Here is a 15,110-nt window from a genome sequence, read left to right as displayed (position 1 = left end):
GTGCCGAAATAAACAGAATCGCGCAGCGCTGGCGATGACAGGTGGCGCGGTCTTAAAATCAGGAAGTCGGGGAATGTCAATGAGCTCGACAATCGGCGAGTTGGTCTGCGCGACGAACTCGCCGGAAGTAGGCATCATGATTATCAACAGGACCCACAGCATCGGCGCATGCCGGCTACTTGCCAATATTGCGCTGGCGGGAGCCGCGGCGGCGATTCCAACACTGGCGGTAGCTATTCCTGCCATAGCGGCACCAATGCTCACACCCGGTGTGGCGCAAACGAATTACCCTCAATGTCACAGTGACGACCTATGGTGCAATCGCGAAAGCCAATGGGGCTTGATCAAGGAAAAAGACAGCGACAGCAAGGACGAAGAATGCGGCCACGGCTGGGACCAGGGCTGGAGCAAAGGCGAGAATCAGGGCGGTAAGCAGGGCGAGAACTATGGCTGGAACTATGGCGGGAGCCCCATGTCTCCCAACGGCTGGTCTCACAGATAGCTGACGGCGCATTTCAACGACAGGCCCGGCCCTGAATATATGGACCGGTTGCCAGTCGCCGGCACCGTGCTGCGGCAGGACTTCAGTATCGACGAATCAGCGGCCGAAAACACTCGTCACGATCTCGGTGGCCCACCTGTTCATCGGCGTCGCGATGTTCACGTCGACCCACAGAGCAGACGCAGCGGAATCAGCACCGCGATGGCGATCGCTCGCGCAATCCACTGACCCACTGAAACATGCGCGGACGAACGGGTATTCGGTGTCGACATGCGCGTGCCCCCTGCTGTGCGGCCGATCCGGAGTACCGCGGTGATCGGCGACGTCCGGGTCAAAGATCCGGGCGTCCAATACATTCGAGCATGCGGACCCAGTCGGGTCATGAGTAGAAGTACTGCATGTCCGGGTCCAGACCGACGGTAGCCTCGGGCACAGGCCAGCGCCCGCACGCGGCGGGGTCCGAGCCGCATCGACCCATTGTTGGTCGCCTACCTTGCCGGATTCCGAATCAGCCGGCTTCGTCGGCCGCCTCGTGCGCATGCGCTATCTCACGCAATGCCGCGACCAGCAGGTCCGAGTAGACATCGATATCCGGCAGCGCCGCCACGTCGGCGTGGATCGAAATCGTGATCGTCGCGCCACGACCCTCGGCATCCTCGCTGAGGCCGTGCACGCCGTGGGTCAGGTGCATGACCGAGCCGAGTGCGGGGAAACCCGCGGTGAAGAGGACTCGGCCGCCGCCGAAAGTGAGATCGGCGGGGCCGCGGTGGACGCTGGAGACCACGGTGTGGCCTGCGATCGAGTCGGGGACGGTGTCGAGCGGGTAGCGATCGATGTCGCGACGCAATAGCGTCGCGGGGACGACGGCGGTGACGCGGTCTTGCGCGGCAAGCAGCGGATGCCCGGCGCGGGCCATCCGGTCACCCAGCGCATCGGCGATGCGACGCGAGCGCAGGCGGATATCGGGTTCGGCGACGAAGAGGTCGACGCCGAGGCTGCGGTAGTTGTTGCGGGGTGTGGACACCCCCGGTAGCGCCATCGGCACCTGCGCGCCCAGCCGATCCACCTGTGCACCGCGCGATTCGAGGTAGCGCGTGAGCGCGAGCGATATCGCGGTCAAAACAACCACGGTCACCGTCCGGTCTGGGATGCGCAACTGATCCGGCGTGCAAACGATCATGCGCACTCGATGATCCGAATCGCCGACCTCCGTCGCGGGGTTGACCAGGCTGGGCGTAAAGCCCGGCCCCGGCGCGGGCACCTGCCCGGTGGCGGTGAGTTCGGCCAGCTCCTGCTGCGACCGGTAGGCGTGATAGCCGCGCACGGCGGTCCGCATCACCTGGATGGGCGTGCGCAGCAACCCGAGCACGGCAGCCGTCCGAGCGGAATCGAGCAGCACAGATCCGGTCGGCACCCACCTCCGCAGCGGCGTGCGTGGCGGGGAGCCGGCGCGCTCCTGGTCGGTGGCAGCGGACTCCGAGAACAGCGCGCGGGCGATCTGCGCGGCCCGTCGCCCATCGGCCAGGGCGTGCGACATCTGGAGCACCACCACTGTCGCGGGACCCGCATCGGGCAGCCGACCCGGCACTCCGATGACGTCACGGAAAAGGTGCAATCGCCAGGGGCGCACCGTCGCGTCCAGGACGGTGCCGAGTAGTTTGCCGAGCACCTTCAACACAGTCGGCCAATTCGATTCCGGCGGTACGTGTTCCATGAATTGCTCGGCGGCGAAATCACAGGGTATCCACGATGGATAGTCCAGATCCGCAGGCACTTCGCGTAAGCGATGACGCAAGTCGGGTATGTGCGCGCTGCGCCGGGCGACCAGCGCACGCAGCTCCGCGGCCGGACGGCCGGAGTCGGCGAAGCAATACAGCAGGAACAGATCATTGTGAGTGCGCCTCGACAGCCAATACATCGTCGCGTCCTGGGGTGCCATCGAACTCACTCGTCGAACGATATCGGCTGTTGTTCGCGGCGGCCGGAGCGGGCGGGCAAGCGCTGAATGATCTTGTTCCGCAGCGGCGTTCGGTGAACCTATCGATTCCGACCAGATCCTCTGCTACCGTCTGTAGTAGAACAAAATCCCACTCAACCGAGGGGCGGGGTGTCGATCATGGCTGGTCAGATAAGTCGCAAGCTCAGCGCGCAAACCGATGCCGCAGACGAGCGATACCGGGCTGCGGCATTCGTCAAACGGTCGATCAACAAGGTCTTTCCGACCCACTGGTCGTTCCTGCTGGGTGAGATCGCCCTCTACAGCTTCATCATCCTGCTGCTGTCGGGCGTCTACCTGACCCTGTTCTTCGACCCATCGATGACCGAGGTTGTCTACAACGGCGCCTACCAGCCGCTACGCGGCGTGACCATGTCGCGGGCCTACGAGACCGCGTTGAACATCTCCTTCGAGGTGCGCGGCGGCCTGTTCGTCCGCCAGGTCCACCACTGGGCCGCGCTGCTGTTCGCGGCGTCGATCATCGTGCATCTTTTCCGCGTCTTCTTCACCGGTGCGTTCCGCAAGCCGCGCGAGGCCAACTGGGTCATCGGCTCGCTGCTGCTCATCCTGGCGATGTTCGAGGGATACTTCGGCTACTCACTGCCCGACGATCTCCTGTCCGGCACCGGCCTGCGTGCGGCGTTCTCCTCGATCACGCTGGGCATACCGATCATCGGCACCTGGATGCACTGGCTGATGTTCGGCGGCGACTATCCGGGCAACATCATCATCCCGCGCCTGTTCATCGCACACGTGCTGCTGTTCCCCGGCATCATGCTCGCGCTGATCGCCGCGCATATCGCGCTGGTCTGGTACCAGAAGCACACCCAGTTCCCCGGGCCGAGTCGCACCGAGCGCAACGTAGTCGGCACCCGCATTGTGCCGGTCTTCTCGCTGGACCAGGGCGCCTACTTCGCCTTCACCCTCGGCATCGTGGCGATCATGGGCGGCCTGCTGCAGATCAATCCGATCTGGAATATGGGCCCCTACAACCCTTCTCAAGTCTCCGCGGGTTCACAGCCGGACTTCTACATGATGTGGACCGACGGCATGATGCGCCTGATACCGCCGTGGGAGCTGTATCTCGGCCGCTACACGGTGCCGGCACCGGTCTGGGGCGCGCTGATCATGGGACTGGTGTTCACGTTGCTCATCACCTACCCGTGGATCGAGAAGCGGCTGACCAGAGACACCGTCTCCCACAACCTGTTGCAGCGGCCGCGAGATGTACCGGTGCGCACCGCAATCGGCGCCATGGTGATCGCCTTCTACGTGGTGCTGACCCTCTCGTGCGTCAATGACATCCTCGCCTACAAGTTCGACATCTCCCTCAACGCGACCACCTGGATCGGCCGGATCGGCATCCTGATCGCGCCTCCGATCGCGTACTTCGTCGCGTACCGGATCTGCCTCGGCCTGCAGCGCAGCGACCGGGCGGTGCTGGAACACGGCGTGGAAACCGGCGTGATCAAGCGGCTTCCGCACGGCGAGTACATCGAAATCCATCAGCCGCTCGGCCCGGTGGACGACCACGGCCATCCGATGCCCTTGGAGTATCAAGGTGCGCCGGTACCAAAGAAGATGAGCAAGCTCGGTGCGGCGGGCAAACCGGGCACCGGCGCCTTCCTACGCGCCGACCCCCGGCCGGAGTCCGAGCGCAACCTGGCGGTCGAGCACGAGGAAGAGCGCAAGCAGCTCGCCGTGCTGCGGCGGTATCAGGACCAGGTCAACAGCCACGAGGGCAACGGCCACTGGTCGCACTGAGTTGGCGCCACGTGTGCACATCAGCCCTGAGCAGCGCGAAGGCCCCAAGTCCTTTTCGACTCGGGGCCCGTCCTGGCCGGTTCGACGCGACTTCGGTTAAGCGCGACCGAACTCCCCCGCTGCTACTCCCGTTAGGAATGCGTCCCACGCACCCGGCGCGAATGCCAGCGCCGGACCACGTCCGTTGTTCTTGGTATCGCGAACCGCTACGTTGCCGTCGACAAGAAATGCGACTTCCACGCAGTTCCCGTCGGGACCACTGTGTGTGCTCTTGCGCCACACAGCGCCCGTAAAGTCAACCTCCACGGCACTAGCTCCTTTGCTGCGTCGAGAACGAGAATTCTTATGACATCGCTCTAACTAGCACCGGCACTCGGCAGGAACGCCGAATCCCGTGGTGCGCCTAGTGGTAGCGCGCCGCTTTCACAGTGCGTCATGATCGCACTGCGCTCGAGGTGAAATACACCCCCGGGGTTGCCCCCGCGGGCTAAAGACTAGCAGGTTCATCGATAATTTGCCGATCTCTTGCCGGTTCAATCATCGCATTTGCCAATCTTGCGAAGATGAAATGTTGCGGAGACATTGCCGGTCGGTGACATTCATTCGGACAACACGTACACCGCTAACTTTTGCACCGATGTGATTACTCCGTGATCCGTCAATTAATCACCAAGGGCGCCCTTCCCTCGACAGCTTCGCAACAGGCCGTGGATCATGGAGGGCATGGTCGAACGTCCCCGCGACGAGGCAGGTCGTGCCCGCAATCCTCGCCCACGCGACAGGTTCGGGCGCCCGCTACCCCCTGGCAGCCCCGGTATACCGCGAATTCCGGATGACCTGAATCTGCCTCCTCAGCAAACTCTTTCGTACGCTCAGCAACTGCTGGATGAAGGCCTGGCATTCAACGCACACGAGGTATTGGAGGCCGCATGGAAGAACGGACCGTTCGCCGAGCGGATGCTGTGGCAGGGTCTCGCGCAATACGCGGTCGGTCTTACGCACATCCAGCGCGGCAATCCCAAGGGCGCGCGTACGCTGCTCGCCCGCGCCGTGACCCGGCTCAGCGCCTATCAACCGGACGATAGCGGCGAAGCGGATACCGACGCACTCTATGGAATCGACCGGGCGGGCTTGATCGCGCACGCCCAGGCCCTGCTCGTCGAACTGGATTCCGAAACGCCGATCCCCGCCGACCGGCTCAGGCCACAGCTACTGGGCTGACCACGCCGCCTACGATGACAAATGTGCGCTTTCCAAATGCAGTGACAGGCGCGGGCCGGTACGCACCGAGCCCGTCGGGCGATCTGCACCTCGGAAACCTGCGCACCGCACTGCTGGCCTGGCTGTTCGCCCGCGCATCGGGCAGGCGGTTTTTGATGCGCGTAGAAGATCTGGATCGGGTGCGCCCCGGCGCACAGGCGCGGCAGCTGGCCGATCTGGCCGCGATCGGTCTCGATTGGGACGGACCGGTGATCAGGCAATCCGAGCGGCTGCCCCGCTACCAGGCGGCCATCGATCGGCTGACCGAGGCCGGGCTGGTGTACGAATGCTATTGCACCAGAAGGGAAATACAGCAGGCCGCGACCGCACCGCACGGGCCGATGGGCGCATATCCCGGCACCTGCCGCGCGCTGAGCAAGGCCGAACGTGCCGAACACCACGCCAACGGCAGACCCGCCGCGCTGCGACTGCGCGCCGCGGTGACGGAGTTCGAGATCGTCGATGAACTACACGGGCGCTACCGCGGCCAGGTGGACGATGTCGTGCTGCGCCGCGGCGACGGCACGCCCGCCTACAACCTCGCCGTCGTGGTCGACGACGCGGCGCAAGGCGTGGATCAGGTGGTACGCGGCGACGATCTGCTGTCGTCCACACCGCGGCAGGCGTATCTCGCAACGCTGCTCGAGCTGCCCGTTCCCCAGTACGCGCATGTGCCGCTGGTGTTGAACGAGGACGGAATTCGGCTGGCCAAACGCGACGGCGCGGTGACACTCGCCGATCAACTCGCACTGGGCAACACGCCCGAGCAGGTCGCCGCGGCGCTGGCCTGTTCGCTCGGATATCCGCCGTTGTCGCCGGTCGAGGTCCTCGCCGGTTTCACACCCGCCAATCTGCCCGACGAACCGTGGATACTCGACGAGAATGGGTTGTTGCAACGCAGCCGATGTCCGTAACGTACGCACTCGACCGATCTACTGACGAGGACTGAATATGACAAGCGGTGGGTACGACCCCAATAAGCATCCGCAAGGCGGGCAGCAGTATCCGCAAGGCGGCCAGCCGGATCCGTACGGGCAGCAGCCGCCGCAGTACGGCCAGCAGCCCCAGTACGGGCAGCAGCCGCCCCAGGATCCCTATGGCCAGCAGCAGCCACCCCAGTACGGGCAGCAGCCGCCGCAGTACGGCCAGCAGCCCCAGTACGGCCAGCAGCAGCCGCCGCAGTACGGCCAGCAGCCCCAGTACGGCCAGGACCCCTACGGTCAGCCCTATCCGCAGCAGCCGCAGTACAGCGGGCAGCAAGGCGGTTACGGCGGACAGCCCGGTGACATCGGGACCAGGATCGGTGCCCGTGTCATCGACCACCTGATCGTCGGAATCCCGGTCTCCATCATCATTCTGCTGATCTTCGGCTTCAGCAACACCGGCCAGTTCATCAACGGCGCGGTGGTTTCGCTGGCACTGCTCGGCTACTTCGTCGGCATGGAGACCACGCAGGGCACCACCCTCGGCAAGAAGATGCTCGGACTCAAGGTCCTCGCGCCCGGTGGTGCGGCGAAGATCGATCCCGAGACCTCGCTCAAGCGCAACATCTACGTCGCGGCGTCGATCATCCCGTGCGTCGGTGGCCTGATCTCGCTCGGCCTGATCATCTACATGATCATCTCCACCTCGCAGGACCCGAACAAGCAGGGCTGGCACGACAAGTTCGCCGGCGGCACCCAGGTCGTCAAGAGCTGACACCGCCTCGCACGACCACGACATACGTCAGGGGCGCACCCCGATAGCGGGTGCGCCCCTGACGTTTTCGGAGAGTTCGACGTTCAGGCGCTACCTGCGATGATCACGAAAACGAACCACAGCACCGACAGCACGATGGCGCCGAGACCGACCCAGATGCCCGCGAGCGCCATGCCACGGCCTTCCTGACCGGACTGCTTGATCTGATTCAACGCGATGGCGCCGAGGATGATCCCGACGATCGACCCGATGCCACAGGTGACGAACCCGGCCAGGGACGAGATCAGCGCGCCGATGGCCAGACCGCTCGTGCCTTGCGGCTGGGGATAGCCGTAGGGCTGGTAGCCGTAGTTGGGCGGCTGCGGATACGGCTGCGCGACCGGCGGCGGCGTCTGGTAACTCGGGTACTGCGGCTGCGGCGGCGGTGTCAGCTGTGGCGCGGGCTGCTGCGGGTACTGCGGAGCCGACTGCTGCGGATATTGCGGAGCGGACTGCTGCGGGTACTGCGGAGCCGACGGATATCCGGACGGTTCAGCGGTCGGATATTGCGGTACCGAGCTCGGTGCGCCAGCTTCCGGCGACACGCCTTCGCCGCCGTATTGCTTCCACCACTCGTCGGAATCGCCGGGATTCGTCATTGCTACAGACTAATGGGTACAGCCGCACGCAGTCCGGCCGAAGTCGGCAGCCCCTCGTGCACAACCTGGTTGGATGAAGCGCGTGAGTGAGTCGAGCAAAACCGAAGAACACGAAGAGTCTGGGCGCCCCGCGCCCGACCATGCGGCATTCGCCCAGGTCGCGCGGGGTTACTACGCACCCATCGTGGCGTTGTTCACCGCAACGCTGATCATTTCCAACATCTGCGCAACAAAAGGCGTCCAGTTCTTCACCGATCATTCGGTGCAGCTCGGGCCCGTGGAGATACTGCCGATCTCCACCGACGGCGCCTTCTTCCTCTTCCCACTGGCCTACATCCTCGGCGATGTGCTCAGCGAGGTGTACGGCTTCCGCGCCACCCGCCGGGCCATCTACTACGGTTTCGGCGCCCTGCTGCTGACCGTTCTGTGCTTCAGCATCGCCATCCGGCTGCCCGCCGCGGTGTTCTACGAGAACCAGGAGGCGTTCCGCACCGTCATCGGCACCACGCCGCAGCTGGTGGCCGCTGGCCTCGCCGGATATTTCGTCGGCCAGCTGCTCAACTCGGCGACGCTGGTCTTGATCAAGGAACGCACCAGGGAGAAGCACCTGTGGGCCAGGCTGATCGGCTCCACCATCGTCGGCGAGCTGGCCGACACCTTGATCTTCTGCTCGATCGCGGCCACTGCGATCGGCATCGACAGCTGGCGCCAGTTCGTGAATTACGTCATTGTCGGATTCGTGTGGAAGACGCTGTGCGAGGTGCTCGTCATGCCGATCACCTATCGGGCGATCGCGGTGCTCAAGAAGCACGAACCGAGCTATGCGCCACGGGAATCCGACCCGCTGCACGTCTGATTCGCGCCCCGTCGCCCCAGCGTCGACGCCGGTCGGCGACGGGGCTCACGGGGTCGCGATGCGGCCCTTCCAGACACCGAGGGTCGCTGCCTTGTAGTCATCGAAGTAACCGCCCTCGATGCTGTCCCTGATGCGGTCGACCAATCGAATCGTGTAGCGCTCGTTGTGAATTGTGCACAGCGTCGAGGCGAGCATCTCCTTCGCCTTGAACAGGTGATGGATGTAGGCGCGCGTGTAATGGGCGCAGGTGTAGCAGTCGCAGGTGTCGTCGATCGGCGTGAAATCGCGACGGAACCTGGCGGTATTGATATTGAATCGCCCCTCGGCGACGTAGATGGCGGCATTGCGGGCGACCCGGGACGGGTTCACGCAGTCGAAGGTGTCGGCACCGTTTTCCACAGCGGTGAAGATGTCCTCCGGCTCGCTGATGCCCAGCATGTGACGCGGCTTGTCCTCGGGCAGTTCGTCGCAGCACCAGCCGACGATGGCCCCGAGGTTGTGCTTCTCCAGCGCACCGCCGATGCCGTAGCCGTCGAAACCCGTTCCGGCGCTGCCCCGAATCGATTCCAGCTCGCGGCAGGCCTTGCGGCGCAGATCTTCGTACTGTGCGCCCTGGATCACCGCGAACAACGCCTGATACGGGCGATGGGTGCGCGCCGCGGTCAGCCGCTCGTGCTCCTCGATGCAGCGCTGCGCCCACTCGTGCGTGCGCTGCAGCGACTTCTCTTGGTAGCCACGAGTATTGAGCAGGGTGGTCAGCTCGTCGAAGGCGAACATGATGTCCGCGCCGAGCTGATGCTGGATGCCCATCGACACCTCGGGCGTGAACCGATGCTTGGCACCGTCCAGATGCGAACGGAAGGTGACGCCGTCGTCGTCGACGGTCGCCAGCCGCTCCTTGCCCTTGGCGATGACGTCGTCGCTGCGCACGTCGACCGCCTCCATCGCGAGCACCTTCTTGAAGCCGACCCCCAGCGACATCACCTGGAATCCGCCGCTGTCGGTGAACGTGGGGCCCGGCCAGTTCATGAACTTGCTGAGCCCGCCCGCCTCGTCGACGATGTCCGAACCGGGCTGCAGGTACAGGTGGTAGGCGTTGGCGAGCAGCGCCTGCGCGCCGAGCTCCTTCATGGTCTCGGGCAGCACCGCCTTCACCGTCGCCTTGGTGCCGACCGGGATGAACGCGGGCGTCGCGATCGAGCCGTGCGGTGTGCCGATCACGCCCGACCGACCGTGCCGCCCATCATCGAGGCGGTTGGTGACGGTGAAGGAGAAGGATTCGGGTGTGGACACGCTGCCATCCTCTCAGGCGGCGTCGAGTGACCGTCGCCGCACGTCGGCCGGACGATAACCGCCGGTCCGCGAGGACTACCGGCGAGGCACCCCACGTCCGGCACATGACCCGCAGCGGCGGTCACGCATCGGCGGCGGCCGCTGCGAACTGGGCGTTGTAGAGGCGGTAGTAGGCGCCGCGCTCTTCGAGTAGACGCTCATGGGTGCCGTGTTCGACGATGCGGCCCGCCTCCATGACGACGATCAGGTCGGCATCGCGAATGGTGGACAAGCGGTGCGCGATGACGAAGCTGGTGCGGTCGCGGCGCAGCGCGGCGGTTGCGTGCTGCACGAGCGACTCGGTGCGGGTGTCCACCGAGCTGGTCGCCTCGTCGAGCACCAGGATGGACGGCTTCGCCAGGAAGGCGCGAGCAATGGTGATGAGCTGCTTCTCGCCCGCACTCACCCCCGAACCCTCCTCGTCGATCACCGTGTCGTAGCCGTGCGGCAGCGCGTGCACGAAGCGGTCGACGTAGGCGGCGCGGGCGGCGGCGAGAATATCCTCCTCGCTCGCATTCGGATTGCCGTAGGCGATGTTCTCCCGAATGGTGCCCTTGAACAGCCAGGTGTCCTGCAGCACCATACCGATGCGGGCACGCAGGTGGTCGCGGGTGATCTCGGTGATGTCGACGTCGTCGATCGTGATGGTGCCGGCGTCCAGTTCGTAGAACCGCATCAATAAGTTCACCAGCGTGGTCTTGCCTGCGCCGGTCGGGCCGACGATGGCAACCACATGTCCCGGCTCGGCGGCCAGCGACAGCCGTTCGATGATCGGGGTCTCCGGTTCGTAGCGGAACGAGACGGCCTCGAATTCCACTCGGCCGCGATCGACCGGACGGGCGTTGTCCATCACCGGGTCCGGCGATTGCTCTTCGGCGTCGAGGATCTCGAAGATCCGTTCGGCCGAGGCCACGCCGGACTGCAACAGGTTGGCCATCGCGCCGATCTGGGTCAGCGGCTGGCTGAACTGCCGGGAGTACTGGATGAACGCCTGCACCTCACCGAGGGAGATGTTGCCCGTCGCCACTCGAAGACCGCCGACCAGCGCCACCAGCACGAAGTTCACGTTTCCGAGAAACATGATGGCAGGCATGATCAGTCCGGAGATGAACTGCGCCTTGAAGCTCGCGTCGAAGAGGTCGTCGTTGCGCTTGTCGAACTCGGCGCCGACCTCGCGGCCGCGACCGAACGCCGTGACGATCTCGTGGCCGGTGAAGGCCTCCTCGACCTGGGCGTTCACCATGCCGGTGTACTTCCACTGGTTCACGAAGTGCGGCTTGGATCGTTTGGCGATCTGCGCGGTGACGACGATGGCCGCCGGGACGGTGAGCAACGCGATCACCGCGAGCAGCGGCGAGATCCAGAACATCATGATCAGGATGCCGAGCACCGAGAACACCGAGGTCAGCAGCTGACTCATGGTCTGTTGCAGGCTCGTCGAGACATTGTCGACGTCATTGGTGACCCGGCTGAGCACATCGCCGCGCGGCGCGGAATCGAAGTAGCTCAAGGGAAGTCGATGCAGCTTGTCCTCGACATCGCTGCGCAGCCGCTTCACCGTGCGGTTGATGACGATGTTGAGCAGGAAGCCCTGCAACCAGCCGAACACCGCCGCGCCGATGTAGAGCAGCAGCACCAGGACCAGCACCTTGCCGACGGCGTCGAAGTCGACGCCGACACCGGGGGTGACGTCCATCGCGCCGAGCATGTCGGCAAAGGTGTTGTCCCCCTTGGCCCGCAGCGACTCGACCGCCTGGTCCTTGCTGATGCCCTCGGGCAGCTGCTTGCCGACCACACCGTCGAAGACCAGGTTGGTCGCCTTGCCCATGATGTACGGACCGAGCGTATTGAGCACCACCGCGGTGATGACGAGTAGCACGATCACCACGACGTACACCCGTTCCGGGGCAAGCCGGGCGAGCAGCCGTTGCAACGACGGCTTGAAGGACTTCGCCTTGGCATCCGGCGCACCGGGATTCGGCATTCCTGGCCTCATCGCACCTCCTCCGCGCTGAGCTGCGACGCGACGATTTCCTGATATTCCGGACAGTCACGCATCAACTGTTCGTGGGTGCCGATCCCGGCCATTGCACCGTCCTCGAGCACTACGATCTGGTCGGCGTCGCGGATCGTGGAAATCCGTTGCGCCACAATGATTACCGATGCGTCCCTGGTCTCCGGCCGGAGCGCTTCGCGCAGCCTGGCATCGGTGGCGACGTCCAGCGCGGAGAACGAATCGTCGAACAGGTAGATCCGCGGCTTTTTCACCAGCGCTCTGGCGATGGCAAGACGCTGCCGTTGACCACCCGAGACGGTGGTGCCGCCCTGGGCGACCGGCGCCTCCAGCCCCAAGGGCATATCCCGCACGAAGTCGTCGGCCTGCGCGATTTCCAGGGCGCGCCACAGGTCCTCGTCGGTGGCGTCCGGATTGCCGTAACGGAGATTGCTGGCGATCGTCCCGGAGAACAGGTACGCCTTCTGCGGTACCAGGCCGATCTGCTGACGCAGCAGTTCGAGGTCGATGTGACGGACATCGGTCGCACCGACGTAGACCGCGCCGTCGGTCACGTCGATCAGCCGGGGAATCAGATTGAGCAGGGTCGTCTTGCCCGCACCGGTGGATCCGACGATCGCGGTGGTTGTGCCGGGTGCCACCGTGAATTTGATGGCGCGCAGCACCGGCTTCTCGGCGCCGGGAAAGGCGAACTCGGCGAACGCGATGTCGATCGATCCGGGGTCGCCCTTGAACTGCTGCGGCAGTCGCGGCGGCAATACCGAGGATTCGGTCTCCAGCACCGCACCGATCCGGTCGGCCGAGACCGCGGCGCGCGGCGCCATCATGGCGAGGAACGAGGCCATCATGACGGCCATCAGGATCTGCATGATGTAGGACAGCATCGCGGTGAGCGAACCGATCTGCATGGTCCCCGCGTCGATCGCGTGGCCGCCGAACCAGATCACCGCTACGGCGGTGACATTGCTGATCAGCATCACCAGCGGGAACATCAGCGCCGCCAGCCTGCCGACATGCAGCGCGGTGTCGGTCAGCTCGGTGTTTGCGACGCCGAAGCGCCAGGTCTCCTGCCGCTCCCTGACGAACGCGCGCACCACGCGGATACCGGTGATCTGCTCGCGCAGTACCCGGTTCACCTCGTCGATCTTGGTCTGCATGGCGCGGAAGCCCGGCACCATCCGCGCGACGATGAAGCCCATCGAGATGGCGAGTGCGGGCACCGCGATGAGCAGTAGCCAGGACAGGCCGAGGTCCTCGCGCAGCGCCATCACCACGCCGCCCACACACATGATCGGCGCCATCACCAGGATGGTCGCGGACATCACGATGAGCAGCTGAACCTGCTGCACATCGTTGGTGGTGCGGGTGATCAGCGACGGCGCACCGAACATCCCGACCTCGCGGGCGGAGAAAGTGCCGACCCGGTGCAGCACGGCGCCACGCAGATCCCGCCCCGCGGCCATCGCGGCCTGCGCGCCGAGATAGACCGAAAACGCGGACGCGACAATCTGCACACAGCTCACCGCGAGCATCCATAGCCCGGTGGTCCAGATGTAGCCGATATCACCTTTGGTGACACCGTTGTCGATCAGATCGGCGTTCAGACTGGGCAGGTACAACATCGCGATGACGGAGATCAGTTGCAGGACAACGACCCCCGTCAATTGCGCCCGGTAGGGAGATAGAAATGTACGCAGCAATCTGATCAACATGATGCTTGGCAGGCTACCTGCAAACGGGGAGGCAGGTCGCAGTGATTATCGACCGGCGGGAATGTACCGCCTCCGTGCGCTTTACCTGCGCGCCCACGCGCCGGGGTCCCCGGTCAGTGCCTCGACGAATCCGGGCAGCTCGTCCTGCGCGATGTCCTCGATGGAGACGTTTTCCAGCACCGCGCGAATATTCACCCGCAGCGCGATCCACACCCGTTGCAACGGCTCGGCCGCGCCCGGATAGTTCACATCTTCCGGGCGCTCGCCGCGCACCGATGCGAGCGGTCCCTCGATGGCCCTGATCACGTCGGCGATAGAGATCTCGGCGGCCGGGCGGGCCAGCCAGTAGCCGCCGTCGGGGCCGCGCCTGCTGATCACCAGATCGGCCCTGCGCAGCTCGGCGAGGACGGTTTCCAGCACCTTCGGTGGAATGCGCTGCGCGGTAGCGATGACATCGGCCTTGACCACAGCGGCGGCCGTGACCACCGGGCCTGCCTGCGCGAGCGGGGTCGCATCGAGAGCCGGGACGGCCGCCGGCTGGGCCTGGCTCACCCGCGGTGCGCGGGCGATCTCGAGCAAGGTCCGCACCGCGTAATCGACCTTCGCGGTGATGTGCACAGCACCAACTCCCTGAACTCTCCGATGACCTGGTCGAATCTACGCGGTACCGCAAGCGGTCAATACACAGGTGGCCGCGTCCAGCAGTGTCGATTCCAGCAGGGAGTCGGCGGCGCCCGGCACGAACTCCTTGGATAGCAAGGCCACCCCGAGCACTTCCAATGCCGCGCAGGCGCGCAGCATCGCCTCGTCGTCCGCGTCCGGCCCGGCCAGCCAGGAGCGCAGGCGTTGATTCGAATCCATCATGTCGGGGTACCGGTCGGCCATGGCGTTGATGATCGCCACGGTGTCGCGCACGCACAGCGCCCCGGCGTCGCGGTTGCGAATCATGCCGCGCAGATAGGTGCGCAGCACGGCGCGCACGCCCTCCGCATTGTGTGGCACCGCGTCGATGTCTTCGACGACCGCGCGCATGTGATCGACGATCGGATCGACGATCGCGAGGAGCAAATCGAGCTTCGAAGCGTAGTGATAGTAGAGGGATGCCTTTGTGATTCCTACCGCATCTGCGACCTCGCGCAGGCTCGTCTGCTCGAATCCTTTGGCTCCGAACAGCCGCACCGCAGCGTCGCGAATCGCAATTTTAGTCCCTCCACCTGCGGTAACGGTGTCGGACGCGGCACGGACTGCCATTGGCTGATCCTCTCATCACTCGTGCGCTGAGCTAACGTTGCCACCAAAATTGAGGTTGTACCTCCGCTTAGGCGATAGGTAGTCTAC

The 15,110-nt window shown here is 64.7% G+C and carries 14 protein-coding genes; 6 read left to right on the top strand and 8 right to left on the bottom strand.

Features of this window, described 5'->3' with window-relative positions:
* Positions 1–79 precede the first annotated feature (79 nt).
* The gene (locus OHQ90_RS06270) at positions 80–502 is read left to right on the top strand and encodes a hypothetical protein (protein WP_328408173.1); all 423 of its coding nucleotides are present in this window, start codon (positions 80–82) and stop codon (positions 500–502) included.
* 508 nt (positions 503–1,010) lie between these two features.
* Here OHQ90_RS06270 and OHQ90_RS06265 read toward each other — a convergent pair.
* On the bottom strand, positions 1,011–2,441 hold the full coding sequence (locus OHQ90_RS06265; protein ID WP_328412613.1) for a wax ester/triacylglycerol synthase domain-containing protein: 1,431 nt from the start codon (positions 2,439–2,441) through the stop codon (positions 1,011–1,013).
* Positions 2,442–2,618: 177 nt separating this feature from the next.
* Between OHQ90_RS06265 and qcrB the strand changes: the two genes are divergently transcribed.
* Positions 2,619–4,262, top strand: a complete 1,644-nt coding sequence (qcrB, locus tag OHQ90_RS06260; protein ID WP_328408171.1) for a cytochrome bc1 complex cytochrome b subunit — start codon at positions 2,619–2,621, stop codon at positions 4,260–4,262.
* A 96-nt stretch (positions 4,263–4,358) separates the two neighbouring features.
* On the opposite strand, the gene OHQ90_RS06255 is transcribed toward qcrB, so the two are convergent.
* Positions 4,359–4,568, bottom strand: a complete 210-nt coding sequence (locus OHQ90_RS06255) for a DUF397 domain-containing protein (RefSeq protein WP_328408169.1) — start codon at positions 4,566–4,568, stop codon at positions 4,359–4,361.
* A 417-nt stretch (positions 4,569–4,985) separates the two neighbouring features.
* On the opposite strand from OHQ90_RS06255, the gene OHQ90_RS06250 reads away from it, so the two are divergent.
* From OHQ90_RS06250 to OHQ90_RS06240, 3 genes are read left to right on the top strand one after another with little or no spacing between them, the layout of a single operon-like run.
* Complete coding sequence (locus tag OHQ90_RS06250; protein ID WP_328408167.1) at positions 4,986–5,483, top strand: DUF309 domain-containing protein; 498 nt, start codon at positions 4,986–4,988, stop codon at positions 5,481–5,483.
* Between the two features lie 14 nt (positions 5,484–5,497).
* On the top strand, positions 5,498–6,436 hold the full coding sequence (gene gluQRS, locus OHQ90_RS06245; RefSeq protein WP_328408165.1) for a tRNA glutamyl-Q(34) synthetase GluQRS: 939 nt from the start codon (positions 5,498–5,500) through the stop codon (positions 6,434–6,436).
* Positions 6,437–6,473: 37 nt separating this feature from the next.
* Positions 6,474–7,220, top strand: a complete 747-nt coding sequence (locus OHQ90_RS06240) for an RDD family protein (protein WP_328408163.1) — start codon at positions 6,474–6,476, stop codon at positions 7,218–7,220.
* A gap of 83 nt (positions 7,221–7,303) precedes the next feature.
* On the opposite strand, the gene OHQ90_RS06235 is transcribed toward OHQ90_RS06240, so the two are convergent.
* Positions 7,304–7,858, bottom strand: coding sequence for a DUF4190 domain-containing protein (locus OHQ90_RS06235; protein WP_328408161.1), 555 nt, complete (start codon positions 7,856–7,858; stop codon positions 7,304–7,306).
* A 73-nt stretch (positions 7,859–7,931) separates the two neighbouring features.
* Here OHQ90_RS06235 and OHQ90_RS06230 point away from each other — a divergent pair, with 73 nt between their 5' ends.
* Positions 7,932–8,714 carry a queuosine precursor transporter gene (locus OHQ90_RS06230; RefSeq protein WP_328408160.1) on the top strand — a complete coding sequence of 261 codons (783 nt, stop codon included), beginning with the start codon at positions 7,932–7,934 and terminating at the stop codon, positions 8,712–8,714.
* Positions 8,715–8,759: 45 nt separating this feature from the next.
* On the opposite strand, the gene tgt is transcribed toward OHQ90_RS06230, so the two are convergent.
* From tgt to OHQ90_RS06205, 5 genes are all read right to left on the bottom strand, one after another.
* Complete coding sequence (tgt, locus tag OHQ90_RS06225; protein WP_328408159.1) at positions 8,760–10,007, bottom strand: tRNA guanosine(34) transglycosylase Tgt; 1,248 nt, start codon at positions 10,005–10,007, stop codon at positions 8,760–8,762.
* 121 nt (positions 10,008–10,128) lie between these two features.
* Positions 10,129–12,042 carry an ABC transporter ATP-binding protein gene (locus OHQ90_RS06220; protein ID WP_328408158.1) on the bottom strand — a complete coding sequence of 638 codons (1,914 nt, stop codon included), beginning with the start codon at positions 12,040–12,042 and terminating at the stop codon, positions 10,129–10,131.
* On the bottom strand, positions 12,039–13,772 hold the full coding sequence (locus tag OHQ90_RS06215; RefSeq protein WP_328408156.1) for an ABC transporter ATP-binding protein: 1,734 nt from the start codon (positions 13,770–13,772) through the stop codon (positions 12,039–12,041). The genes OHQ90_RS06220 and OHQ90_RS06215 overlap by 4 nt, the downstream gene beginning before the upstream one ends.
* A gap of 81 nt (positions 13,773–13,853) precedes the next feature.
* A complete protein-coding gene (locus tag OHQ90_RS06210) occupies positions 13,854–14,390 on the bottom strand; it encodes an RrF2 family transcriptional regulator (RefSeq protein WP_328408154.1) in 537 nt (178 codons plus the stop codon).
* A gap of 39 nt (positions 14,391–14,429) precedes the next feature.
* Entirely contained in the window at positions 14,430–15,023 is a 594-nt protein-coding gene (locus tag OHQ90_RS06205; RefSeq protein WP_328408152.1) for a TetR/AcrR family transcriptional regulator, read from the bottom strand.
* Between the last annotated feature and the right edge of the window lie 87 nt (positions 15,024–15,110).

The organism is Nocardia sp. NBC_00403 (genome assembly GCF_036046055.1).
Taxonomy (GTDB): Bacteria; Actinomycetota; Actinomycetes; order Mycobacteriales; family Mycobacteriaceae; genus Nocardia.
Note: the sequence above shows the minus strand (reverse complement) of the source record. Positions and strands in the feature narration are given on the sequence as shown.